The following is a 22,443-nucleotide window of genomic DNA, read 5'->3' on the forward strand; positions in this document are numbered from 1 at the left end:
CGAATTATTTGTTTCCGTATGTAAAGAACACACAAGCTGGTTGACCACGTAAATGATAATCGTTATCATTTAAAGATGAGCTCAACCGGAACATCCTCCTCAGCGCCTGTCGCGCCCGCCTCTGCCTTGCCGGGTGCTCGCCGCGCCGTCTTCCTCAAGCAGTTGCATCAATGGCACTGGATCAGCTCGGCGATCTGCCTGATGGCCATGCTGCTGTTCAGCTTTACCGGCTTTACCCTGAACCACGCTTCCCAGATCGAGTCCAAGCCGGTCGTGACGCGCCTGAAGGCCGAGTTGCCGGAGCCGCTGCGCGCCCAGTTGGAAGCGTACGCCGCGGGACACGCCGACGCCGAAGTGCCATTGCCGAGCGAGCTGGCCGACTGGGCCAACGGCGCCTTCCCGGTCGACGTGCGCGGCAAGCGCGCCGAGTGGAGCGAGGAAGACGCCTATATCGCCCTGCCCCGTCCCGGCGGCGACGCCTGGCTGCGCATCGCGGCCGACGGCGCGGCCGAATACGAGCGTACCGACCGCGGCTGGATCTCCTGGCTCAACGACATGCACAAGGGCCGCAATACCGGCACCGTGTGGAGCTGGTTCATCGACATCTTCTCGATCGCCTGCGTGGTGTTCTGCATTACCGGTTTCCTGATCATGAAATACCACGCGGCCAACCGGCCGTCGACCTGGCCGGTGATCGGCTTCGGCATCCTGCTGCCAGCCCTGCTGGCGCTGCTGTTCGTGCACTGAGTTTGAAGTATTTGCTTAGCTTCTAATTACTACACTATATATAAGGCGAACTAATGAAACTGTCCCACTCGCTCGCACTCACCCTGCCGCTCGCATCCGGCTGGGCCGTCGCTGCCGACCTGTCCGTGAAGTTCGAACTGCCGCAGATGAACGTGGCCGAGTACCACAAGCCTTATGTCGCGATCTGGATCGAAAAGGGCGACGGCAGCGTGGCCTCGAACCTGGCGGTGCTGTACGACGTCAAGAAAAAGGACAAGGCCGGCGAAAAGTGGATCAAGGACCTGCGCACCTGGTGGCGCAAGGGGGGCAAGGACCTCAGCCTGCCGATGGACGGCGTCAGCGGCGCGACCAAGGCCGCCGGCAGCCACACGATGAACTTCGCCGGCGCCACCAATAAACTGGCGGCCGGCGAGTACAAGCTGGTGGTGGAAGCATCGCGCGAGGCGGGCGGCCGCGAACTGGTGCGGGTGCCGTTCACCCTGCCGGGCAAGGGCAAGCTCGCGGCCAATAGCGCGGGCAAGGAAGAACTCGGCGCCGTATCGATCGCCATCCAATAACCGACAAGCCGGAGACCACGATGAACCACCTCGTCAAGAAGACCGTCCTCACCCTCAGCCTGGCCAGCCTGTCCTTCGCCGCCAGCGCCCACCGCGGCTGGATCCTGCCTTCCACCACCTTCGTCGAGAAGGAAGAAGCCTGGGTCACGCTCGACGGCGCCATCTCGGAAGGCCTGTTCGAATTCGACCACGTCCCGCTGCGCATGGAAAACGTGACCGTTACCGATCCGGACGGCGCCACCAGCGCCCTCAGCGGCGCCGTGCTGGGCAAGGTCCGCGCCACGGTCGACCTGCGCCTGCCGAAGGACGGCACCTACCGCATCGCGATGGTCAACCACAACGTCATGGGCAGCTACAAGCTCAATGGCGAAGTAAAACGCTTCCGCGGCACCGAGGCCAGCGTGGCCAAGGAAATCCCGGCCGGCGCCACCGATGTACAAAAGTCCGTCACCCACGCCCGCCTCGAGACCTTCGTCTCGGCCAACAAGCTGTCCAACGGGGCACTCAAGCCGAGCGGCGACGGCCTGGAGCTGGTGCCGGTCACCAATCCGAACGACCTGCGCGCCGGCGAAACTGCGAAGTTCCGCTTCCAGTTAGATGGCAAGCCGCTGCCGAACTTCCCGTTCTCGCTGGTGCCGGGCGGCGTCAAGTTCCGCGGCACGATCGGCGAAATCCGCGTGGTCACCGATGCCAAGGGCGAAGCCAGCTTCAAGCTGCCGGAACCGAACCGCTACTGGGTCAGCGCCAAGTTCCCGGTCGAGCAGGCCAAGGGACCGGGCGAACCGGGTTCGCGCCGCTACGCCTACTCGGCCACGCTCGAAGTGCTGCCGGAGTAACAGCAGCATGCGCGACGTCCTGGTTCCGCTCGATATCGACCCGGTAGCGCCGCCCCTGGGCAGCCAGCTGCGCAAGGCGGCCGGGCGGACGATGGGCACAAGCTGGTCGGCGCAGATGGTCGTCCCAAGCGGCGTCACGGCCGACCTCGACGCGGCGCTGCGCCGCGAACTGGACGAGATCGTCGCGCAGATGAGCCACTGGGAGGAAGGCTCCCTGCTCTCGCGCTACAACCGCGCGCCGGGCGGCAGCTGGCATGCGCTGCCGCCGCAGTTCTTCGACGTGATCGATTTCGCGCTGCGGGTGCACGACGACACCGGCGGCGCCTACGATCCGGCCGCTGGCGCGCTGGTCAAGCTGTGGGGGTTTGGTCCTGTCAGCCGCTACGACCAGGCCGGGTTTCATGCGCCGGCGCCGGGTGCCGTGGCCGCGGCCGTGGCGGCGCGCGCTTCAAGCACGCCGCAGCTCGACCGCGTTGGCCGGCGCCTGCTGCAGCCGGGCGGCGCAATTCTCGATTTTTCATCGAGCGCCAAGGGCTATGCGGTGGACCGCCTCGCTATCTGCCTCGAACGCCACGGCATCAAACACTACCTGGTAGAAGTCGGCGGCGAACTGCGCGGCGCCGGCGTCAAACCGGGCGGCGATCCGTGGTGGGTCGAGATCGAAGGCGTGCCCGATGCTGGTGACGCCATGCAGCCGATCGTCGCGCTGCACGGGCTGGCCATCGCGACCTCGGGCGACTACCGAAGCTATTACCAGCACGGCCCGCGCCGCGCCTCGCACACGCTCGACCCGCGCAGCGGCCACCCGATCGCCAACGACGTTGCCTCCTGCACGGTGGTGACCAGCACCTGCATGGCGGCCGATGCGCTGTCGACCGCACTGGGCGTGATGGGGGTCGATACCGGAATCGCCTTTGCCGATGCGCGCGGCATCGCGGCCCGCTACCTGCTGCGCAGCGATGGCGGCCTGCTCGAGTTCACCTCCGCCGCCTGGCGCAAGCTGCTGCAATGATGACGATCGATCCAATACGCTGGGGTAGCGCGCTGGCCCTGTTCGCCACTTACCTGGGCATGTGCCTCGCGATCTGGCGCGCCCGCGATGCGCGCCGCATCGGGCGTAAGCTCGGTCAGGCCGGGACTGCCGACTGGCTGGTGGTCCATGCCAGCCAGACCGGCAGCGCCGAATACCTGGCCGAACGCACTGCCGCCCTGCTTTCCACCGGCGGCTTGCTGGCGCGCTCCGTGTGCATGTCGGAGCTTGGCTTTGACGCGCTGGCATCCAGCGGCCGCATCCTCTTCATCGCCAGCACCTATGGCGAAGGCGACGCACCCGATTCCGGCGCGCGTTTCTCAAGCATCACGATGGCCGCCGCGCCGGAACTCTCGCACCTGCACTACGCGGTGCTGGCGCTGGGCGACAGCACATACAAGAACTACTGCGGCTTCGGCCGCGCCCTGGACGGCTGGCTCGCGGCGCACGGGGCCACGGCGCTGTTCGAGCGCGTCGACGTCGACCGCGGCGATGACGCGGCACTCGCCGAATGGCAGCACCAGGTCAGCCGCCTCGCCGGCACCAGCGATGCGCCCGACTGGGAGGCGCCCGCTTATGGCGACTGGCGCATCGCCGGCCGCACCCTGGCCAACCCCGGCAGCGCCGGCGCCCCGCTCTACCGGATCGCGCTCGTACCGGTAGACGGCGCCCTGCCCGCATGGGAAGCCGGCGACCTGGCCCAGGTCAGCGCACCGGGCGACCCGGAGCATCCGCGCGAATACTCGATTGCATCGCTTCCGTCCGAGGGCCACTTGGCGCTGCTGGTACGCCTGCAGCGGCGCGAAGACGGCAGCCTCGGCGCCGCCTCCGGCTGGCTGTGCGACGGCGCCGCGATGAATGACCTGGTCCGCCTGCGCATCCGCGCCCACCAGCGCTTCCGCCTGAACGGGAACGCGGCGCGCCCGCTGGTCGCGATCGGCAACGGCAGCGGCCTGGCCGGCTTGCGCGCCCTGCTCAAGTCGCGCATCGACGCCGGCAAGGGCGACAACTGGCTGCTGTTCGGCGAACGCAATGCCGCGCACGACTTCCTGTGCCGCGAAGAGCTGCAGGGCTGGCTGGCCTCGGGTTCGCTGGCGCGGCTCGACCTGGCGTTTTCGCGCGACCAGGCGACGGCGCGGTATGTGCAGCACCTGGTACGCGGGCAGGCGGATGAATTGCGCGGCTGGATAGCTCGCGGTGCGGCGATTTATGTGTGCGGCAGTTTGCAGGGCATGGCGGGTGGCGTGCATGAGGCGCTGGTCGAGGTGCTGGGTGCGGAGGCGCTCGAAGCGCTGACGGCGGAAGGTCGCTATCGCCGAGACGTGTACTGACCCACTGTCCCGTAGGGTGGGCAGGTTTCCTGCCCGCGCGTTCAACCATCGGATGATCTTGCGAAATGCCGGCCCTTGGCCTGTTCGTCAATTCCCATACGTCCGGATTGACGGACATCTCGGACCTAGTACGAAACATCATCAAACGTCCACCAGCGCGTCAACGCAACCGTGATTTGAACGCGCGGGCGGGAGACCCGCCCACCCTACAACGGCATGACATCCCATCCGTTCATATCGGCCCCACATAAAAAAAGCCAGTGGCCGCACTCCCGTGCAAACCACTGGCATCTCGCCGGCCGCCCTGACTGAGGTCCCACTACGCGTCCTGCGTAAGTGAAACGCTCGGCCTGCAGCCGGTGCCAATCGAACCGATCAGCGCTTGTCGTTCTTGTGGCTCTGTGCGCCGGCGCGGGCGTGCTGCTCCGGTGTGCCGCCCTGCACCCCACGGCTGGCCTGGTTGCCGCCGCCCTGGTTCTCACTGCGGCCGCCCTGTTTGCCACCGCCGCTACTGCTCTGGTTATTGCCGCCGCGGCCGCTTTGCTGGCTGCCGCCGCCCTGGTTCTCGCTGCGGCCGCCCTGCTGGCCGCCGCCACTGCCGCTTTGGTTGTTGCCGTCATTCTTGTGGCTCATCGAGCCTGCACGGCGTGCTTCTTCCGAGGTGAATTCGTGGGCATTGCCCGATGCGTGCGCTGCACGGCCGCCTTCGCTGGCGATCTCGCGCTGGCGCTGCGGGTCCATCGATGCAAAGCCGCGATTGCTGGTGTCGCTCTGGTTGTTGCCGCCCTGGTTACCGCCTTTGTTGCCCTGGTTACCTTGGTTACCGCCTTTGTTGCCGCCTTGATTGTTCGCTGCCATATGTTCCTCCTAAGCAATGTGTTCGGTGGGTCATTAGCCCGCCAAGAAGTGGCTGAGTCAGGAACATCGTAGTCGTCCCAGCCGTGTCCAGCCACCCAAAGACGGCAGTAAGCTTGTAGGAGAATGCCTTGCCCGACCTGGCTTCTGGTCTGGCAAACTGCGGGCAATTTATTCTGAAAAATTTCACTGCCCCGCCTTGCCTTAGAATACGCTTAAGCACCGTTTTCACTAATCGAGAACAAATCAACCCAAGCCCTGTAGTCCGACGCTGACGCGACCTTGTGAAACTATCCATCGGCCACCGCCTTTTCCTGTCTGTCCTGCTGGCCATTCTCGCGGTGGCTGCCAGCGCTGTTTACTTGCTGCGCCAAAATGTGCTGGCCGGTTTCGGCGAATACGCCGTCGGTATCGAGCTCGACCGCCTGGACGAATTATCCGGCGCGCTGGCTGCGCGCTACCGCTCGGCAGGCGACTGGCAATTCCTGCCGTCCGGCGACGAGCGCCGCGGCTGGATCGCCACCGAACTGGCGCGCCTGCAAGAAGAACGACAGCGCCGCGCGCTCGCAGTTCCGGCGCCACCCTCGCCGCCCTCGCCGGAATCGCCCCCCTCACCGCCCTCCCCCGACGACCGGCCGGCGCGCGCCCTGGTCCCTGCAGCAGCTCCCCCCGCTCCGGTCACGCCGCCCGCCCCGCCGGCGCCCCCAGCCCCGCCCGCGCCGCCGGCCATGCCCCTGCCGCCGCCGCGGATCGACACCGCAGGCACAGGGCCCGAAGCGCCGCGTGCGATTGGCGTCACCTACGACCTGCACCAGCGCGTCACGCTGCTCGATGCGAACGGCCGCTACCTGGCCGGCCGCCTCCCCGGCACGCTGCCGCTGGCGCGGCGCACCATCGAGGTCGAGGGCCGCACCGTCGGCTACCTCGGCGTGGCGCGCGGCCACCGGCCGAGCGATGCGATGTCGCTCGCCTTCCTGGAACAGCTGCGCAGCAGCCTGTGGCTGATCGTCGCCATGGCGGTGGCGCTGAGCGCGCTGGCTGCCGTCCTGCTGGCGCGCCACTTCCGCCAGCCGATCGGGCGCCTGGCCGAGGGCGCCGGCGCCCTTGCCGGTGGCCGCTACGAGGTGCGCCTGCCGGAGTCGCGCAGCGACGAACTGGGCGACCTGGCGCGCCACTTCAACGCGCTGGCCCTGCAGCTGGAAAGCGCGGAAAGCGCGCGCCGCCAATGGGTGGCCGACACCTCGCACGAGCTGCGCACCCCGCTCGCAGTGCTGCGCGCCCAGCTGGAAGCGCTGCAGGACGGCGTGCGCAGCGCCACGCCCGAGACCATCGGCGCCATGCTGCGCCAGGTGCTGGCCCTGAACAAACTCATCGACGAGTTGTATGCGCTGGCGCGCGCCGACGTCGGAGCCCTGGATTGCAAGCCGGCGCCGCTCGACCTGTGGCAGCTCGCCGCCACCCACGCGCAGGCCTTCGGCGCGCGCCTGCAGGCGGCCGGGCTGGAACTGGAACTGGGCAGTGCGCCGCCCGTGCAACGGGTGGTGGGCGACGCCGACCGCCTGCACCAGGTGCTCGACAACCTGTTCGAGAACAGCTTGCGCTACACCTCGGCAGGCGGACGCATTTTCCTGCACGCGCATGCCGACGCAAAGCAGGTGCACCTCGTCATCGACGACAGCGCGCCCGGCGTGCCTGGCGATGCGCTGGCGCGCCTGGGCGAACGCTTCTATCGCGTGGACGCGTCGCGCAGCCGGGCGCATGGCGGCGCCGGGCTCGGACTGGCGCTGTGCGGCCGCATCCTCGAGGCCCAGGGTGGCACGCTCGCCTTTGCCCACTCGCCGCTGGGCGGCCTGCGCGTGACCGTCTCGCTGCCGCTGGCCAGGGAGGGCATGTGAGCGCGCGCCTGGTGATTGTCGAGGACGAGCCTGATCTGGCCGCCGTGGTCGCCGACTACGCACGCGCGGCCGGCCACGACCCGGTCGTTTTCGGCGACGGCCTGGAGGCGCTGGCGGCAATCCGCGCCCATCCTCCCGCGCTGGTGGTGCTCGACCTGATGCTGCCCGGGCTCGATGGCCTGTCGCTGTGCCGCGAGCTGCGCGCCTCCAGCGAGGTTCCGGTGATAATGGTGACCGCGCGCGTCGAAGAGATCGACCGCCTGCTCGGCCTGGAAGCCGGCGCCGACGACTACCTGTGCAAGCCCTTCAGCCCGCGCGAGCTGATGGCCCGCATCAAGGCCATCCTGCGCCGCAGCGCGACAGGCGCACCTGCCCGCGCACTGGCGATCGACGAGGCGGCACGCCGCATCAGCATCCACGGCCATGCGCTCGACCTGACGCCGAGCGAATTCGCCATCCTCGCCGCACTGGCGCGCCGCCCGGGCCAGGTGTTCTCGCGCGCCCAGTTGCTCGATGCCGCGCGCGCCGACAGCCTGGACGCCACCGACCGCGCCATCGACAGCCACGTCAAGAACCTGCGCCGCAAGATCGATGCCGCAGCGCCGGGGTGCGAGGCGATCCGCTCGATCTACGGGCTGGGCTACCGCTGCGACCTGTAGCCGCCCGAAGTGGCCCGATGCGGCTCCATCGTTTCTCCACGTTTGGCCTGCAGGATGCACCCATGGCCCGATGCGTGGCCGCAGCCAGAGGAGAACACCATGAAAACAATCACCCCGACACTTATCCTGGTCGCCCTGCTGGGCCTGGGCGCTGGGACCGCCCAGGCCGGCGTGCACTACAAGTGCGGCTCGGCCGTGCGCGGCAAATGCCCGCCGCCGCCGGTTCCACCGGCTCCGCCTGCCCCGCCTGCGCCACCGGCCCCGCCCATGGCGCCGCATGATGGGTATGCAGCGCCGGCCCCACCAGCGCCACCGTCGCCGCCGTCGCTCACCGCGCCACCTGCACCACCGGCTCCGCCCGCCATCGAACTGCCCGAGGTACCGGCCGCCGCCCACGCGGCCTGCGCCGGCAAGGCGGACGGCACCCGCTTCACCTACGTGTTGCGCAAGGGTGAAAGCATGACCGGCGTGTGCGAACGCGACGGCAGCAAAGTCGTGTTCCAGCTGCGCGAATACCAGCGCGAGGATTGACGGGGGGGACGGACCGGGATACTCGACTTACGGGTCTAGATCATTTATTCTAGACCCATGAGCATTCCCGCCGTTCCCGCCAAACCGACCCCGTCCGAACTGGAAATGCTGCGCCTGCTGTGGCAGCTCGGCCCGGCCACCGCCCGCCAGGTCCACGAGGCGGCAGTCGAGGCGCGCCCGGACATGGCCTATGCCAACGTTCTGCGCCTGCTGCAGGTGATGCATGCCAAGGGCCTGCTGAACCGCGACGAAAGCGCGCGCGCCCACGTGTACGCGCCGGCCCAGCCGCAGGACAGCCTGCAGACCAATCTCATCAAGGACCTGATCCACAAGGCCTTCTCTGGTTCCGGCAAGGAACTGGTGCTGGCGGCCCTGCGCGGCCACGTCAGCAAGAAGGAACGCGAAGAGATCCAGCAGATCCTGAATCGCAAGGACTGAGCCATGCCGCTGCCTCCTTCGACGCGGCCCGTGCCACCGGTGCAGCCGGAACTCGAGGATTGCTGCCGCAGCGGCTGCACGCCCTGCGTATTCGACCTCTACGAAGCGGCGCTCGAACGCTACGAACAGGCGCTGGCGGAATGGGAAGTCGCCAACCGCGCCGGCGACGCGCCGCCCCCGCCTCCGCCTCCGCCCTGAGGCGTACCACCGCCGCGCACGCTTGAGTCCGGCCTCTTGCCGTTTTGATTACAATGAACTCATCGGTCACGGCCTGGAGCGGATATGTTTGACATGGATCTTCCCTGGTGGGAGTTCGTCGTACGCGGCCTGGTCGTCTACATCCTGCTGCTGGTCATGGTGCGGATCTCGGGCCGCAGGACGGTCGGCCAGTTCACGCCCTTTGACCTGTTGGTGGTCATGCTGCTGTCCGAAGCCGTGTCGAACTCGATGACCGGTGGCGACAATTCGCTCGCCGGCGGATTGATCGTCGCCACCACCCTGGTCGCCATCAAGTCGGTGATCGCCCTGCTGGGCTCGCGCAACGAGACTTTCGCCAAGGCGGTCGACGGCAGCGCCGTGCTGATCGGGCGCGACGGCGTCTTCTTCGACAAGGTGGTGCGCAGTTGCCGCCTGTCCGAAGGCGACCTGGACGAAGCCTTGCGCGAGCACGATTGCCCGCGTTCCGAGATGAAATGTGCCTTCCTCGAAGCCGACGGCGGGATCACCATCATGCGCAATCCGCAGTAGCTTTCTGGCACACCGGCCTTGCTTGCTTGTCGGGTATCTCTTTACTTCCCGTAAGGTGTAGCTCGCTATGCTTGCATGTGCTACTTTTTTCTGCGGCGGGTCCGGTCGGACGCGCCGTTTTGGTTTCTTTCCTATTCAGGAGGTATGCCATGAAAAAAGTAATCTCGGCCCTCGCGCTGACAGTGTCCGCCTTGACGGTGGCGCCGGCAAGCCAGGCCCAGGATGTCTACCGGGCCGTATCCAGCGGACCCGCTGAAGCGACGCCCAATGCCTCGCCCGGCTATAGCATCGCGACATTTGAAATCGACGGGAACATCCTGACCGCGGACATTCCCTTCAGCGACCTGACCACGCCCACGGTGAGCGCCCACCTGCACTGCTGCACCACCGATTCGCTGGCGGGCGCGGCAGGCGTTGCCATCCCCCTGTTCGGCTTCCCGCTCGGGGTGACGTCAGGGAACTATACCCAGACCTTCGACCTGTCTGACCCTGCCATCTACAACCCCACCTTCCTCGCGGCGTTCGGGGGCACGGCTACCGGCGCCAGTGCAGCGATGCTCGATGCGCTGACCGGTAACCAGGTCTACCTGAATATCCACACCTCGCTCTATCCGGGAGGAGAAATCCGCGGCTTCCTCACCGATACCTCGGTCGCAGCGATCCCCGAACCGGCAACCTGGGGAATGCTGGGAGCGGGCCTGGCCGGCCTGGCGATCCTGTCGCGCCGCCGTCCGGCCTTGTTCAAGCAAGCCTAGCGTCAAGGGATGCCAGTTTGTGGTCCCAGGCCGGTATCGCCGCACGCCAGAAGGCGTCGAGCGATACCGCCTTTTCGAGCGGTAAATCGAGGAAGCGCGCCGCCTGCAGCAAGACCGCGACCGCCGCCGCTTCGTCGCCCGGCAGCACCGCCACGGCGCCGGTCTGCTTCGACAGCTTTTCGCCCAATTCATTGCGCACGACCGGCACGTGCAAATAGCGCGGCGTCGGCACGCCGAGAACGCGCTGCAGGAAGACCTGGCGCGGCGTCGAGTCCAGCAAATCCGCACCGCGCACCACGTCGGTGACGCCTTGCAGCGCATCGTCCACCACTACCGCCAGCTGGTAAGCCCAGAAGCCGTCGGCGCGTTTCAGAACGAAGTCACCGGAATCGGCGCCGAGGCGCTGCGTCACCTCGCCGGCGAAGCGGTCGGTGAAGCTGATCACGTCATAGCCGGCGTCGGGCACGCGCAGGCGCAGGCTGCGCATGCTGCGGCCTTCCGCCAGCCCGTAGCGGCAGGTGCCGGGATAAATCGCTGCGCCGTCCGGGGCGACGCCCAGCCGCGAATCGGCTATCTCGCGCCGGTTGCAGCCGCAGGGATAGGTGTGTTCCGCGATGCGGTCGGCGGCAGCCTGGTAGAGGTGCTTGCGCCGGCTCTGCCAGACGATCTCGCCATCGGCATGCATGCCGAGCGAATCGAGCAGCGCCAGGATGCCCTCGGCCGCGCCGGGGACGCTGCGGCCTTCGTCGATGTCTTCGATGCGCACCAGCCAGGTGCCGTGGTGGGCGCGGGCGTCGAGGTAGCTGGCCAGCGCCGCGACCAGCGAGCCGGCATGCAGCGGGCCGGTCGGCGACGGGGCGAACCGGCCGATGTAGGGTTGGTTCACGTGCTTGATTGATTGTTGCAGGATGTGGCTACCTTAACACGTAGGGTGGGCGGGGTCATTCTGGCCAATGGCCGGAATGACGAACGCCCGCGCGTGCAACGCCGGTTTGCATGGACACGGTGCATGAATTCAAACGTGAATTGAACGCGCGGGCGGCGAAGCCGCCCACCCTACGGGTTATTTTTTGGCGTGCTCCTTGATCAACTTCGTCACCTGGTCCGCCACTTCGTTCGGCACCGCCATCGACAGCTGGTAATGCACGATCTCGAAGCCCTTCGCCGTCTTGCGGATCACGCCGCTGGCCATGCACGGGCCCATGTTCGGCGTGTCGAGCAGCTCGTCGAACCAGATCAGCGACTTGTCGGCCGACGCATACACATTGCGGCGCGTGGCCTTGAAGCTCCACGCCGACTTGCGGTCGAAATATTTTTTCGCCCAGGTCTTGAACTCGTCACGGCGCCAGAGTTCGGTGCGGTCGGTGCCGATGTAGACGCCGTCCTTTGCCATCTTGTCGAAATAGGCCAGGCGCGCATTGGCGGCGTCGTCATGCCATTCGTCGACAAAGGCGTTGACCTGTTTGGTGAGGACGGCGTCGGTCTCGGCATGGACAAGGCCAGTCAGGCCGAACAACAGGACGAGGGCGGCAAGAAGTCGTTTCATGGTCTCTTTCGGTGGTTGGCGCATGCGGTTCGCATGAAATGCGTCGCCTGGGGTGGCGCACAGTATGGAAACCCGCTAACGATAATGCAACTGCAGTACATTGCCAAGGTTGCCACCGTCCCCTTGAATGATGAAACGACTGCTGCTGGCCTGCGCCGCCGCCCTTGCCCAGCCCGCGCCCGCCGCCGAGCCAGAACCACGCAAGGCCACTATCGCAGCACCTGAGCCGGCGCCGCTGCCGCTGCGGGCACGCCTGACGGGCGGCGCGATCGCACAGGCAGTGAGCGACACCCTGGCCGAACAGCCCATTGCGGGGCGCAGCGAAGGCATTGCCCTGGGCGCCGACGCCTACCGCGATTTCTCGCGCAGGATGGACGAGGCCAAGGTCCCCGACTGCCTGCGCCCGGATGGCCTGAAGCACCAGCCGACCTATTTCCTGGCCGGCCTCTTCGCGCTTCCTTTCATTCCCATCGCTAAGCTGCGTGGCAAATGCAACTAGTCCCGGCTTCACGGCAATGCCAGTCAATTATTGAGAACCGTAGGGTGGGCGACTTGCAATCTGGTCCACTGGACCAGATTGCCCCATGCGGTGATAGTTGCAGCTTGAACCGGCGCACGGGCTGCAGCACCGTGATCTGACCGCGTGGGCAAGGTAATTCAGGGCAATGCCCTGAATTACGAATTGCAAACCCTACGGGTAGCCGGCGGCTCTCAGTGATCGGCATTCGGCTTCGGAGCGAGTTTGACGCCGGATTAGCGCGTCCTTAACGAAAATTTAACGCCGTGCCCACTAGGCTTCGGTACGTGGCCACCAGGCCACCCCACCATCGCCAAAGGCGCCCTTCATTGAACAAGCGTGTGCATGTATCGTCGAACCTGATGCCGGTCCAGGATTTCCTGGTGCTGGAAGACGTCGCACGCCGGCTCGCACGCACCTACCCGCCCGACTGGCTGGAGCGCCAGGGACGGCAGGTCTACACCGTCGCGCTGACCGTCTCCTTCCTGCTCGGCATGCTGCTCGGGCTGGCCTGGGGCCCGTGGTGGGGCTTCCTCATCCCCCTGTCGATGCCGGGCCTGGTCCTGGTCGTCCTGCCGCGCTGCCTCTTTGGCCGCGAAGCGGGACGCCCGCGCTGGGCCCATCGGCTGGCTGCGCTCGACCGGAAGGACGTCGAACTGGTGGGCCGCATCACCGGCCTGGAACCCGGCCAGGCATGCAGCGGCGACCGTTTTTTCGAGATCTGGCGCCACGCCCAATGCTTCATCGACTACCGCAATGGCTGACGGCTGCGCGGCTGCACTAGAATAGGCTCCATGCGCATCCTTATCGTTGAAGACCATCCCGACATCCTCGCCAACCTCTACGGCTTCCTCGAACCAAAGGGCCACCAGCTCGACTCCGCCCGCAACGGCTACGGCGGGCTGGCGCTGGCGTCCGAACACGACTACGACGTAATCGTCCTCGACGTCATGCTGCCCGGCCTGAACGGGCTGGAGCTGTGCCAGAAGCTGCGCACGGAACTCGGCAAGTCCACCCCGGTGCTGATGCTCACGGCGCGCGACAGCCTGCCCGACAAGGTGGCCGGCTTCGACAGCGGAGCCGACGACTACCTGGTCAAGCCGTTCTCGCTGGTGGAGCTCGAGGTGCGCCTGAAAGCGCTGGTGCGCCGCTCCGCCGCCGCCCATGCGGTGCACGCGACCATGCGCTTCGGCGAGCTCAGTTACGATCCCGATACGCAGGAGGCATCGCGCGCCGGCGTGCCGGTGATGCTCACCCGGACCGGCTACACCCTGCTGCGCACCCTGCTCGCCTCCGCCCCGCGCATCGTCACGCGCGAGTCGCTCGAGCATGCGGTCTGGGGCGACGACCGCCCCGACAGCGACGCGCTGCGCACGCATATCCACGCACTGCGCCAGGCGATCGACAAGCCGTTTGCGACGCCGATGCTGCAGACCGTCGCCGGCGTCGGCTACAAGCTGGTCCAGCCGATTGCGGCGCGCGATGAAAAGCGCTGATTCGCTGCAGCGTCGCATCGTCGTCGCCTTCCTGTTGTTCGGCATCGGCGCATCGAGCTTTTTCGCGGTCGTTGCCGCGCTGGCGGTGGAAGGCATCGAAGTGCAGCTGGTGGACAAGCGCCTGGAAGCAGCCGTGGCCTGGGCCGCGCCGCGCCAGACCGCCGGCCTCGACGTCGACATGCCGGCCGGACTGCGCTTCCACCGCAACGGGACGATCCCCGCGCCGCTGCGCGGGCTCCCGGACGGCGTGCACAAGGTCGATGTCGGCGACACCCGCCTGCACGTGCTGGCCGGCCACAATGGTGACGATCAGCGCGACCGCTGGGTACTGGTCGACCACGAGAGCGACTACGACAAGATCGAAGTGGTGGTGTACTCGATGTTCGCGGTCGCCTTCATCGGTTTCATGCTGCTGGCTACCCTGCTGGGACGATTCCTGGGAACGCGCGTGGTCACGCCGATCCGCGAGCTGGCGCAATCGGTCCGCAACGAGACCGTGCCGACTGCCCTTACGGGACGCAAGGACGAGCTGGGGGTGCTGGCGCGGGCCCTGGAGGCCCACACCACCGAGCTGCGCGCCTTCCTCGACCGCGAGCGCTATTTCACCGGCGACGTCAGCCACGAGCTGCGCAGCCCCCTCACCGTCATCATGGGCGCGTCGGAGATTCTGATGCAGCAAGCCGACTCTCCGATCATGCGTGCGCCCGCCGAACGCATCTACCGCGCCGCGCGCGAAGCGGCGGAATGCGTGACGGTGCTGCTCCTGCTGGCGCGCGCACCGGAACTCGGCGCCCAGCCGCCGGTGGCGGTCGACGAAATCGCCGAAGACGAAGTGGAAAAATACCGCCCGCTGGTGGCCGGCAAGCCGGTAAGCATGCGCTTCGTCGACGGCCCGCCCTTGTCCGTGCGCGCGCCGCGCGAGCTGTGCGCCGCGGCGATCGGCAACCTGGTGCGCAATGCCTGCCAGTACACCGACCAGGGAGAAGTCCGGGTCGTGCTCCTGCCCGGGCAGGTCGTGGTCGAAGACACCGGTCCCGGCCTGCCGCCCGCCGTGGTCGCGACGCTCGGCCTTGGCAGCGGCAGCCCGTCCATCGGCTCGGCCGGCACCGGCCTTGGCCTGGCATTGGCGCGCCGTATCTGCGACTTTTTGGGCGCCGGCTTCGCCTATGCGCCGCGCGAAGGAGGCGGCAGCCGCTTCACGATCACCTTCGCGGCCGCCGACTCGCGGCCCATTCACGCAGGCTTAACACCCGGCTGACGGTCGGCTCACGGCACGGACGCTATCGTTCACCGGTAACCCAGCCATTCCGGCTGCGCATCCTGAAGTGAAACGACGTGCCTGCCATCCTCTACCGGCGTATCAGCGCCAACCTGCTTGTCCTTGCGGTCGCGCTGCTGCTGGCCTCCGTCGCCAACATCAATTTCTGGTCGGCCTATCTCCACGCCGTCGGCGGGTTGTCCCTCGCGCGCCTGCCGCTCCTGCTGGCCAGCTTCGCGATCGTGGTCCTGCTGTTCCACGGGCTGCTCACGCTGGCGAGCTTCCGCTTCGTCGCCAAGCCGGCGCTGGTCGTGCTCCTGCTTACCGCTTCGGCGTCGGCCTGGTTCATCAACGAATACGGCATCGTGATCGACAAGGCGATCGTCCAGAGCATCTTTGAAACCGACCCGCGCGAAGCGGGTGAACTGCTGAGCTGGCGCCTGCTGCTCTTCGTCGCGCTGACGGGCGGCCTGCCTTCGCTGCTGGTGGCCCGTGCGCGCATCGACTACCCGGCCGGCCTGCGCGGCCTTGGGCAGCGCCTCGGCATCGCCACCGGCTCGCTGGCGCTGGCCGCCTTGCTGCTGGTGATGCTGTTCAAGACCCTGGCCCCGGTGGTGCGCGAGCATCGCGAGCTGCGCTACCTGCTCACGCCGACCAATGCGGTGCAGGCACTGAACGGCTACCTGCGCAGCCGCTGGAGCACGCCGGTCCCTCTCGCACCCCTCGGGCGCGATGCGGTCAAGGGCAGCCGCTGGGCGAGCCAGCAGCGCCATACGGTCACCGTCATCGTGGTCGGTGAAACCGCGCGCGCGGCGAATTTTTCGCTCAACGGCTATGCACGCGAGACCAACCCGCGCCTGAAGCGCGAAGCGGGATTGATCAACTTCGCCAGGGTGCAGTCATGCGGCACGGCGACCGCGGTGTCGGTGCCCTGCGTCTTCTCTGCGCTCGGACGCGCGCGCTACGACGATGCCAAAGCGAGGAATCAGGAAGGCCTGCTGGACGTGCTGTCGCATGCCGGCTTCGAGGTGCTCTGGCGCGATAACAACTCGGGCTGCAAGGGCGTGTGCGACCGGGTGGCGTTCACCGACCTGTCGACCCGCTGCGCCGGTGAAGAGTGTTACGACGAAGGCCTGCTCGACGGCTTGCCGGAGCTGATCCGGCATGCCGACAAGGACCTCGTGGTCGTCCTGCACCAGAAAGGCAGCCACGGACCCGCCTATGCGAAACGTTACCCCGCCGGCTTCGGGCAATTCGGCCCGGTGTGCAATACCAGCGAGTTCGAACAATGCAGCCGCGAGGAGATCGTCTCCGCCTACGACAACACGATCCTCTACACCGATACCTTCCTGGCGAAGACGATCGATTTGCTGCGCGAGGCGGCGCATGACGGCGGCGCCGACACGGCCATGCTCTACTTCTCGGACCACGGCGAATCGCTCGGCGAAGGCAATATGTACCTGCATGGCGCGCCTTACATGTTCGCGCCCCAGGAGCAAACCCATGTGCCGATGATGCTGTGGATGTCGGACGGTTTCACCGACCGCTTCCACATCGACCGCGCCTGCCTGCAGGCGCGCCGCGACCAGGCGCTGTCGCACGACAACGTGTTCCACTCGGTGCTGGGAATGCTCGATATCGACACCGCCGTGCTGAACCCGAAGCTCGACCTGTTCCATGCCTGCGTACGCAAGGGCTGAGGGCATGCAAGCGCAGCACGAAGCGGCGATCTTGCTGGAGACGGGCGCAGCGATCCGGATCGGCGCGCTGCTCGCCCTTGCGGGCTTGCTGATATTTGCATTGGGACGCTACACCAACATCGACCTGGTGCTGGCAGACGCGCTGTACGACGCGGCGGCCGGCGCCTTCCCGTGGCGCGACGCGTGGCTGACCGACATCCTCGGCCACCGTATCCTGAAGACAGCGCTGACCGTGCTGGCGGCGCTGCACATCGCCGCCGCCCTCGGCGACGCGACCTGGCCGCAGGCCGTGCTGGACCGCCCGCTGGCCAGGCTGCGCCTGCACGTCATCGCGTGGTCCGCGGCCCTGGTGCCGCTTGCCATCAGCCTGCTCAAGCAGGGCAGCAATGCGCACTGTCCCTGGGACCTTGCGCGCTACGGCGGCAGCCAGCCCTATGTGCGCCTGTTCGAGGCGCTGCCGGCCGGCGCCCTCCCGGGCCACTGCCTCCCGGCCGGGCATGCCTCCAGCGCACTCTGGCTGGTTTCGCTGGCGGTGCTGTGGCTGCCGGACCGGGCGCGCAGGGCGTGGCGCGCCGCGGGCGCCGCCATCGCGCTCGGCACGGCGGTGGGATGGATGCAGCAGATGCGTGGCGCCCACTTCCTGACCCATACCCTGTGGTCGGTATGGATCGCCTGCGCCATCGTGCTGGCCCTCGTCATGCTGCTGCAATCGCGACCATGGCCCAGGGGCAGGCCTAACGGTGGTAGACCCCTTCGCGTTCCGGCTGGTACTCGATGGCGTGCACGGTGACCTCGAACAGGCCGCCGTCCGGGCGTTCCCAGCTCATCGTGTCACCCACCTTCAGGCCGAGCAGCGCGGTGCCGACCGGGGTCAGGATCGACAGCTGCCCGGCGCCGCCGTTCATGTCTTTCGGATAGGTCAGCGTCATCGTGACCGGCTGCTCCGAGGCTTCGAAAGAAAAGCGCAGGCGCGAATTCATCGTGACGACGTCGGGCGGCATCTCCCACGGTTCTGCGAGCCGCGCGCGGCCCAGTTCATCGAGCAGCGCATCGCGCGCCCGCGCCTGCGCGGCAGGCAAGGCATCCAACAGGCGATCGAGGCGGTCCATATCCAGCCACGAGACGAGGATAGTCGGTTTCATCATTACTCCAGGGTGTGCCCGCAGCAGGGCGGGCAGGAACGGTGACGGCAGACCTGGATGGCCAGCCGGCGTATGGGAAGGAATGGAGGCGGCTCGGGAGGATGGATGTTGCGGGCGGTGTTGCCGCGGTCCTCACCGAGCCCGGGAGAGCCAGGCGAGGTTGCGCGACGACTGCTGCACCGCTCGGAGTACGGCGGCACAGTCACGCTCGACGGACGCGGCGAAGCCCCTGCCTTGCTGGCAGGCGCTGGTGCGCGGCGATGTGGAGCGTGGTGGGTTCATGGGGTCTGGGTGGTTCCTTGCATGGCCAGTATAGCCCTTCTGCGGTTTCATGCAGGCCGACCGCGGCGAACGGCTAGCCTGCGGCTCCGCGCCTGGCCTTTGGCGGCTTTTTCGCCTTCGGCGGCGGCATCTGTTCGGCCGTGTCGAGGATCAGCCTGCGCAAGGCATCTGGGTCGTCGAGCAATTCGTCCGCGATCGGATAATCCTTCGCGCCGGGATACGGCGGCCCCTGCGGCAAGTCAGGTGCGAGGGTCGTCACCGCCTGGGACGGTTTGATGTAGACGCTGTTATCGCAGACGAAGGCAACCACCTTTTCGTCCAGGTAGAGCGCATATTCGCCGAACAGCTTCTTGTACGTGAGGCGGCTGCCCAGCCTCGCCGTTTCGGCGACATATTCCACAAAACTCAGGTCGGTCGACATATCTTTTCCTGTTCATTGACGGCATTGTGTGCCCGCGTCCTACCATAAAGTGGCATCCAGGAGCGCGCTATGTATCCTGGCAACTGGATACAATGCTTGCTTCGCTTTCTTACGTCGGCAGGATTTTCCCATGGATGCAGGTTTGACGCACAGCGCCGGTATCGACCGTCTCGCTGTCCTTGATACGTACGGCATCCTCGATACGCCGCCCGAGCGGGCGTTCGACGATGTCGCACTCCTGCTCAGCCAACTGCTCGATGCGCCGATCGCGGCAGTGAACCTGATTGCGCGAACGCGGCAGTTCTTCAAGGCCGAAATTGGCCTGGGCACGCGGGAAATGCCGCTCGACGATTCCATTTGCAAATTCGCCCTGCTCCAGCACGACGTGATGGTGGTGCCGGATACACGCCTCGACAGCCGCTTCAGCTGCAATCCCCTGGTCACGGGCGCCCCCGGCCTGCGCTTCTATGCGGGTGCCCTGCTCAAGACCGCCGAAGGCGTGCCGCTCGGTACGCTATGCGCACTCGACACGGAGCCGCGTCCGCACGGACTCACGGCCCAGGAACGCTTCATCCTCGAGACCCTCGCCCAGCAGGTCATGAGCCAGATCGAGCTGCGCAAAGCCCTGCGCGACCAGCGCGAATTGCTCATCCGGCAGCAGGGCATCCTGCAGGAGCTCGAGCTGGAACGCGACCAGGGCCAGCGCCTGCTGCACGGCATGGACGAAGGCTTCGTCTTCCTCGACCGCGATTTCAGGGTAAGGCAAATCAATGCCGGCGGCCTGAAATTCGAAACCCGTGCCGCCGCCGACATCATCGGGCTCACGCACTGGGAGGCCTGGCCGGGCTCGGAAGGTTTGCCCATGGCGCAGCACTACCGGCATGCGATGCAGGAGCGGGTGCCGGTCAACTTCGAAGCCCACTATGACTACCCGGACGGCCGCAGCTACTGGATCGATGTGCGCGCCTATCCGGCAAACGAAGGCCTGGCGGTCTTTTACCGTGACATCACCGAACGCAAGCAAGGCGAAGAAGCGCTGCGCGCCAGCCAGCACCATGCACTCGAGATCGCGCGGCAGGCGGAGAACGAACGGCGGCGCCTCGATGCGCTGCTGGAAGCGGTGCCGGTCGGAATCATCGTCGCCGACACAGCGGGCGCAGTCATCCAGGTCAATGCCGAGAACCGGAAGATCTGGGGTAACCATCCTTTTTCTGCAAGTATCGACGCTTACGGCGAATGGAAAGGCTGGTGGGCCGATGGGTCGACACGCCACGGGCAGCCGCTGCTGCAGCACGACTGGGCCATGAGCCGGGCCCTGGCCGGGGAAGCGGCGCCGCGCCAGATCATCGAAGTCCAGACCTTCGATGCGTCGCAACAGCGGCGTATCGTGCTGAACTCGGGCGCGCCGATCCGCAACGAGACCGGGGCGATCATCGGTGCCGTCGTCGCGCAGATGGACATCACCGACCGCGTCCGGGCAGAAGAAGCCTTGCGGCAGGCGGACCAGCGCAAGGATGAATTCCTCGCGATGCTCGCCCATGAGCTGCGTAACCCGCTGGCGCCGATCACCTCGGCCGCCGCCATGCTCTCCATTCGCCCGGGCGACGAGCCGACCGTGCGCCGCAGCAGCGCCATCATCGCGCGCCAGGCGAAACACATGACCGGCCTGATCGACGACCTGCTCGATGTGTCACGGGTCACGCGAGGCAAGGTAGAACTCGACAACCATGTTCTCGACATGAGGGACGTGATCGCCGACGCAATGGAGCAGGTGCGGCCCCTCATCGAACGGCATGCCCACCACCTCGTGCTGCGCCTGCCGCCGGCGCCGGCGCCCGTGTTCGGGGACCGCAAGCGGCTGGTGCAAGTCATGACCAACCTGCTGAGCAATGCCGCGAAATACACACCGGACGGTGGCAACATCGAGGTCCTGCTCGAGCCTGGCCCCGATGCCCTCGCTATCAGGGTGATCGACGACGGCATCGGCATGACTGCCGATCTGACGGCGAGCGCCTTCGAGCTGTTCTCGCAGGGCGCGCGTGGACTCGATCGCAGCCAGGGCGGACTGGGTATCGGGCTGGCGCTGGTGAAAAGCCTGCTGCAACTGCACGGCGGACTGGTGACGGTGCACAGTGCGGGGCCCGGCAAGGGCAGCATGTTCGAGGTCACCCTTCCCCGGCTGGCCGGCGCACCAGGGATAGCCGGCACCGTTCCCGTCTCGCACGCGGAGGAGCAGCCAGGTTCGCTACGCATTGCGGTAGTGGACGACAACGAGGACGCTGCGGCGATGCTGGCCATGTACCTGGAGTCTTGCGGGCACAAGGTCGCGATCTCTCCATCCGCACAGCACGCCCTGGAGCGCCTGCCCGAATTCCGGCCGGACGTCTGCCTGCTCGACATCGGACTGCCTGGAATGAATGGGTTCGAACTCGCCCGCAGCCTGCGCGCGGATCCGGCCACGGCTGGCGCCACCCTGATCGCCATTACCGGCTACGCCCAGGAGCAGGACAGGCAGGACGCGATCTCGGCCGGTTTCGACGACCTGTTCGCCAAGCCGGTCGACCTGGACTTCCTCAATGCGTCGCTGACCCGGGCTGCGCGCCGCCGCCCGCTGGCGGCATAGCGGGTCCATGACACGAAAGGCAGCGTGCATCCGCGTGCGGAAACCTGGCATACCGCGCTGTAGCAACGGCAGCCCGGTTACACCACCAGGCTCCCGTCGATACAGGTGATCGCCTGCCCGCCGACCCTGATCGCCGCGTCCGTGATCGACAAGCGCAGCACGCCGGCGCGCCCGACCATCTCGCCCTGGCTGGCCAGGAATTCGCGCCCGAACTCGTCGAGTTGCTGCGTGTGCCGCAAGTAGGCGGCCACCGCGCCGGTCCCGCTGCCGCACACCGGGTCTTCATTGACGCCATGGGCCGGTGCAAAGGCCCGCACTTCGATTCCCGCCGCGCTGCCCGCGTCGTGCTTGCCGAAGACGATGACGCCCGTATGTCTGTCCTTGCTGTCCTGCGCCTTCATCCGCTGCAGGTCCGGCTCGCATGCCAGCACCGCCCGCGCGCTCGTCAACTGGGCAATCACCCAGCGTGCGCCGACGTCGACCAGGTAGGGCGTGACATTCACTTCCAGGTCGGCGCGCAGGATCGCTTCCAGTTGCGCAGCCTGGCGCGCATCGAGCGCCGTGAAGCTTGGCGCCGGCAGCTCAAATGAAATCCAAGGAGCGCCCTCGTCCGGCTGCTCCACGGTCAGCATGATCAGCCCGGCCGCACATTGCTGGACCAGCACACCGTCCTTTGCTGCAACCACACCCGCTTCCAGCAGGGCGTGCGCGGTGCCGATGGTGGGATGCCCGGCAAACGGCAGCTCGGCGCCGGGCGTGAAGATGCGGACCTGGTAATCGGCGCCCCCTGCCGTGACCGGCACCACGAATGTGGTTTCCGACAGGTTGGTCCAGCTGGCGATCTGTTGCATCTGGCCGGGGGACAGGCCGGACGCATCCAGCACCACTGCCACCGGGTTGCCCTTGAATGGGACGCTGGTGAATACGTCGACGGTCTTGAGGGGTAGGTGCGCCATGATTGTCCAGTGGGAGAATGAGGGGGTGACCATGAGTGTACCGGTACTCCCTTCCATAGCGCCGCCGGCTCCCCAATAAAAAAGCGGGCCGAAGCCCGCTTTCATGTGAACCGACCAGCAA

25 protein-coding genes are annotated in these 22,443 nt (G+C 66.8%); 19 read left to right on the top strand and 6 right to left on the bottom strand.

Features of this window, described 5'->3' with window-relative positions; genetic code table 11:
• The first annotated feature begins 75 nt into the window (after window positions 1–75).
• The 5 genes from HGB41_RS04705 to HGB41_RS04725 are packed head-to-tail and all read left to right on the top strand — an operon-like array spanning window position 76 to window position 4,501.
• Window positions 76–747 (top strand): PepSY-associated TM helix domain-containing protein, encoded by a 672-nt coding sequence (locus HGB41_RS04705; RefSeq protein ID WP_171081520.1) that lies wholly within the window; start codon window positions 76–78, stop codon window positions 745–747.
• Window positions 748–800: 53 nt separating this feature from the next.
• The gene (locus HGB41_RS04710; protein ID WP_171081522.1) at window positions 801–1,304 is read left to right on the top strand and encodes a DUF2271 domain-containing protein; all 504 of its coding nucleotides are present in this window, start codon (window positions 801–803) and stop codon (window positions 1,302–1,304) included.
• A 20-nt stretch (window positions 1,305–1,324) separates the two neighbouring features.
• Window positions 1,325–2,140: a DUF4198 domain-containing protein gene (locus HGB41_RS04715; RefSeq protein WP_171081524.1), complete on the top strand. Its 816-nt coding sequence runs from the start codon at window positions 1,325–1,327 to the stop codon at window positions 2,138–2,140.
• 7 nt (window positions 2,141–2,147) lie between these two features.
• Window positions 2,148–3,152 carry an FAD:protein FMN transferase gene (locus tag HGB41_RS04720; protein ID WP_171081526.1) on the top strand — a complete coding sequence of 335 codons (1,005 nt, stop codon included), beginning with the start codon at window positions 2,148–2,150 and terminating at the stop codon, window positions 3,150–3,152.
• Window positions 3,149–4,501 carry a sulfite reductase subunit alpha gene (locus HGB41_RS04725; protein WP_171081528.1) on the top strand — a complete coding sequence of 451 codons (1,353 nt, stop codon included), beginning with the start codon at window positions 3,149–3,151 and terminating at the stop codon, window positions 4,499–4,501. Before HGB41_RS04720 ends, HGB41_RS04725 begins: the two co-directional genes overlap by 4 nt.
• A gap of 375 nt (window positions 4,502–4,876) precedes the next feature.
• Here HGB41_RS04725 and HGB41_RS04730 read toward each other — a convergent pair whose 3' ends face one another.
• Window positions 4,877–5,359 carry a KGG domain-containing protein gene (locus tag HGB41_RS04730; RefSeq protein ID WP_171081530.1) on the bottom strand — a complete coding sequence of 161 codons (483 nt, stop codon included), beginning with the start codon at window positions 5,357–5,359 and terminating at the stop codon, window positions 4,877–4,879.
• Window positions 5,360–5,640: 281 nt separating this feature from the next.
• Between HGB41_RS04730 and HGB41_RS23925 the strand changes: the two genes are divergently transcribed.
• From HGB41_RS23925 to HGB41_RS04765, 7 genes are all read left to right on the top strand, one after another.
• On the top strand, window positions 5,641–7,251 hold the full coding sequence (locus HGB41_RS23925) for an ATP-binding protein (protein ID WP_171081532.1): 1,611 nt from the start codon (window positions 5,641–5,643) through the stop codon (window positions 7,249–7,251).
• Window positions 7,248–7,910, top strand: a complete 663-nt coding sequence (locus HGB41_RS04740; RefSeq protein WP_171081534.1) for a response regulator — start codon at window positions 7,248–7,250, stop codon at window positions 7,908–7,910. Before HGB41_RS23925 ends, HGB41_RS04740 begins: the two co-directional genes overlap by 4 nt.
• 99 nt (window positions 7,911–8,009) lie before the next feature.
• Complete coding sequence (locus HGB41_RS04745) at window positions 8,010–8,441, top strand: hypothetical protein (RefSeq protein WP_171081536.1); 432 nt, start codon at window positions 8,010–8,012, stop codon at window positions 8,439–8,441.
• Between the two features lie 57 nt (window positions 8,442–8,498).
• Entirely contained in the window at window positions 8,499–8,879 is a 381-nt protein-coding gene (locus tag HGB41_RS04750) for a BlaI/MecI/CopY family transcriptional regulator (RefSeq protein ID WP_171081538.1), read from the top strand.
• A 3-nt stretch (window positions 8,880–8,882) separates the two neighbouring features.
• Entirely contained in the window at window positions 8,883–9,077 is a 195-nt protein-coding gene (locus HGB41_RS04755; RefSeq protein WP_171081540.1) for an oxidoreductase-like domain-containing protein, read from the top strand.
• Between the two features lie 84 nt (window positions 9,078–9,161).
• Window positions 9,162–9,626 carry a DUF421 domain-containing protein gene (locus HGB41_RS04760; RefSeq protein ID WP_171081542.1) on the top strand — a complete coding sequence of 155 codons (465 nt, stop codon included), beginning with the start codon at window positions 9,162–9,164 and terminating at the stop codon, window positions 9,624–9,626.
• A 149-nt stretch (window positions 9,627–9,775) separates the two neighbouring features.
• Window positions 9,776–10,381, top strand: a complete 606-nt coding sequence (locus HGB41_RS04765) for a CHRD domain-containing protein (RefSeq protein ID WP_171081545.1) — start codon at window positions 9,776–9,778, stop codon at window positions 10,379–10,381.
• On the opposite strand, the gene gluQRS is transcribed toward HGB41_RS04765, so the two are convergent.
• Together gluQRS and HGB41_RS04775 are read right to left on the bottom strand one after the other, a co-directional pair.
• The gene (gluQRS, locus tag HGB41_RS04770) at window positions 10,368–11,267 is read right to left on the bottom strand and encodes a tRNA glutamyl-Q(34) synthetase GluQRS (protein WP_171081547.1); all 900 of its coding nucleotides are present in this window, start codon (window positions 11,265–11,267) and stop codon (window positions 10,368–10,370) included. The genes HGB41_RS04765 and gluQRS overlap by 14 nt on opposite strands.
• A gap of 177 nt (window positions 11,268–11,444) precedes the next feature.
• On the bottom strand, window positions 11,445–11,927 hold the full coding sequence (locus HGB41_RS04775) for a nuclear transport factor 2 family protein (protein ID WP_171081549.1): 483 nt from the start codon (window positions 11,925–11,927) through the stop codon (window positions 11,445–11,447).
• A 127-nt stretch (window positions 11,928–12,054) separates the two neighbouring features.
• Here HGB41_RS04775 and HGB41_RS04780 point away from each other — a divergent pair, with 127 nt between their 5' ends.
• From HGB41_RS04780 to HGB41_RS04805, 6 genes are all read left to right on the top strand, one after another.
• A complete protein-coding gene (locus tag HGB41_RS04780; RefSeq protein WP_171081551.1) occupies window positions 12,055–12,426 on the top strand; it encodes a hypothetical protein in 372 nt (123 codons plus the stop codon).
• A gap of 347 nt (window positions 12,427–12,773) precedes the next feature.
• The gene (locus tag HGB41_RS04785) at window positions 12,774–13,208 is read left to right on the top strand and encodes a hypothetical protein (RefSeq protein ID WP_171081553.1); all 435 of its coding nucleotides are present in this window, start codon (window positions 12,774–12,776) and stop codon (window positions 13,206–13,208) included.
• A 30-nt stretch (window positions 13,209–13,238) separates the two neighbouring features.
• Window positions 13,239–13,940 (top strand): response regulator transcription factor, encoded by a 702-nt coding sequence (locus HGB41_RS04790; protein WP_171081554.1) that lies wholly within the window; start codon window positions 13,239–13,241, stop codon window positions 13,938–13,940.
• Window positions 13,927–15,198, top strand: coding sequence for a sensor histidine kinase (locus HGB41_RS04795; protein ID WP_171081557.1), 1,272 nt, complete (start codon window positions 13,927–13,929; stop codon window positions 15,196–15,198). Before HGB41_RS04790 ends, HGB41_RS04795 begins: the two co-directional genes overlap by 14 nt.
• 77 nt (window positions 15,199–15,275) lie before the next feature.
• Window positions 15,276–16,898 (top strand): phosphoethanolamine transferase, encoded by a 1,623-nt coding sequence (locus HGB41_RS04800; RefSeq protein WP_371868443.1) that lies wholly within the window; start codon window positions 15,276–15,278, stop codon window positions 16,896–16,898.
• 4 nt (window positions 16,899–16,902) lie between these two features.
• The gene (locus tag HGB41_RS04805) at window positions 16,903–17,688 is read left to right on the top strand and encodes a phosphatase PAP2 family protein (RefSeq protein WP_171081559.1); all 786 of its coding nucleotides are present in this window, start codon (window positions 16,903–16,905) and stop codon (window positions 17,686–17,688) included.
• Here HGB41_RS04805 and rnk read toward each other — a convergent pair.
• Both rnk and HGB41_RS04815 read right to left on the bottom strand, forming a co-directional pair.
• A complete protein-coding gene (gene rnk / locus HGB41_RS04810) occupies window positions 17,633–18,040 on the bottom strand; it encodes a nucleoside diphosphate kinase regulator (protein ID WP_171081993.1) in 408 nt (135 codons plus the stop codon). The genes HGB41_RS04805 and rnk overlap by 56 nt on opposite strands.
• Before the next feature lie 355 nt (window positions 18,041–18,395).
• On the bottom strand, window positions 18,396–18,743 hold the full coding sequence (locus HGB41_RS04815; protein ID WP_171081561.1) for a TfoX/Sxy family protein: 348 nt from the start codon (window positions 18,741–18,743) through the stop codon (window positions 18,396–18,398).
• 130 nt (window positions 18,744–18,873) lie between these two features.
• On the opposite strand from HGB41_RS04815, the gene HGB41_RS04820 reads away from it, so the two are divergent.
• Entirely contained in the window at window positions 18,874–21,366 is a 2,493-nt protein-coding gene (locus tag HGB41_RS04820) for a hybrid sensor histidine kinase/response regulator (RefSeq protein WP_171081563.1), read from the top strand.
• A gap of 77 nt (window positions 21,367–21,443) precedes the next feature.
• On the opposite strand, the gene HGB41_RS04825 is transcribed toward HGB41_RS04820, so the two are convergent.
• Complete coding sequence (locus HGB41_RS04825; protein WP_171081564.1) at window positions 21,444–22,322, bottom strand: PhzF family phenazine biosynthesis protein; 879 nt, start codon at window positions 22,320–22,322, stop codon at window positions 21,444–21,446.
• Window positions 22,323–22,443: the final 121 nt, after the last annotated feature.

The sequence above is a fragment of the Telluria aromaticivorans genome (assembly GCF_013003915.1).
In the GTDB taxonomy this organism is placed as follows: Bacteria; Pseudomonadota; Gammaproteobacteria; order Burkholderiales; family Burkholderiaceae_D; genus Telluria; species Telluria aromaticivorans.

Coding starts and splice junctions, on each gene's coding strand:
- HGB41_RS04705 (WP_171081520.1), top strand. CDS start 76: ATGAGCTCAACCGGAACATCCTCCTCAGCGCCTGTCGCGCCCGCCTCT.
- HGB41_RS04710 (WP_171081522.1), top strand. CDS start 801: ATGAAACTGTCCCACTCGCTCGCACTCACCCTGCCGCTCGCATCCGGC.
- HGB41_RS04715 (WP_171081524.1), top strand. CDS start 1,325: ATGAACCACCTCGTCAAGAAGACCGTCCTCACCCTCAGCCTGGCCAGC.
- HGB41_RS04720 (WP_171081526.1), top strand. CDS start 2,148: ATGCGCGACGTCCTGGTTCCGCTCGATATCGACCCGGTAGCGCCGCCC.
- HGB41_RS04725 (WP_171081528.1), top strand. CDS start 3,149: ATGATGACGATCGATCCAATACGCTGGGGTAGCGCGCTGGCCCTGTTC.
- HGB41_RS04730 (WP_171081530.1), bottom strand. CDS start 5,359: ATGGCAGCGAACAATCAAGGCGGCAACAAAGGCGGTAACCAAGGTAAC.
- HGB41_RS04745 (WP_171081536.1), top strand. CDS start 8,010: ATGAAAACAATCACCCCGACACTTATCCTGGTCGCCCTGCTGGGCCTG.
- HGB41_RS04750 (WP_171081538.1), top strand. CDS start 8,499: ATGAGCATTCCCGCCGTTCCCGCCAAACCGACCCCGTCCGAACTGGAA.
- HGB41_RS04755 (WP_171081540.1), top strand. CDS start 8,883: ATGCCGCTGCCTCCTTCGACGCGGCCCGTGCCACCGGTGCAGCCGGAA.
- HGB41_RS04760 (WP_171081542.1), top strand. CDS start 9,162: ATGTTTGACATGGATCTTCCCTGGTGGGAGTTCGTCGTACGCGGCCTG.
- HGB41_RS04765 (WP_171081545.1), top strand. CDS start 9,776: ATGAAAAAAGTAATCTCGGCCCTCGCGCTGACAGTGTCCGCCTTGACG.
- HGB41_RS04775 (WP_171081549.1), bottom strand. CDS start 11,927: ATGAAACGACTTCTTGCCGCCCTCGTCCTGTTGTTCGGCCTGACTGGC.
- HGB41_RS04780 (WP_171081551.1), top strand. CDS start 12,055: ATGATGAAACGACTGCTGCTGGCCTGCGCCGCCGCCCTTGCCCAGCCC.
- HGB41_RS04790 (WP_171081554.1), top strand. CDS start 13,239: ATGCGCATCCTTATCGTTGAAGACCATCCCGACATCCTCGCCAACCTC.
- HGB41_RS04795 (WP_171081557.1), top strand. CDS start 13,927: ATGAAAAGCGCTGATTCGCTGCAGCGTCGCATCGTCGTCGCCTTCCTG.
- HGB41_RS04805 (WP_171081559.1), top strand. CDS start 16,903: ATGCAAGCGCAGCACGAAGCGGCGATCTTGCTGGAGACGGGCGCAGCG.
- rnk (WP_171081993.1), bottom strand. CDS start 18,040: ATGAAACCGACTATCCTCGTCTCGTGGCTGGATATGGACCGCCTCGAT.
- HGB41_RS04815 (WP_171081561.1), bottom strand. CDS start 18,743: ATGTCGACCGACCTGAGTTTTGTGGAATATGTCGCCGAAACGGCGAGG.
- HGB41_RS04820 (WP_171081563.1), top strand. CDS start 18,874: ATGGATGCAGGTTTGACGCACAGCGCCGGTATCGACCGTCTCGCTGTC.
- HGB41_RS04825 (WP_171081564.1), bottom strand. CDS start 22,322: ATGGCGCACCTACCCCTCAAGACCGTCGACGTATTCACCAGCGTCCCA.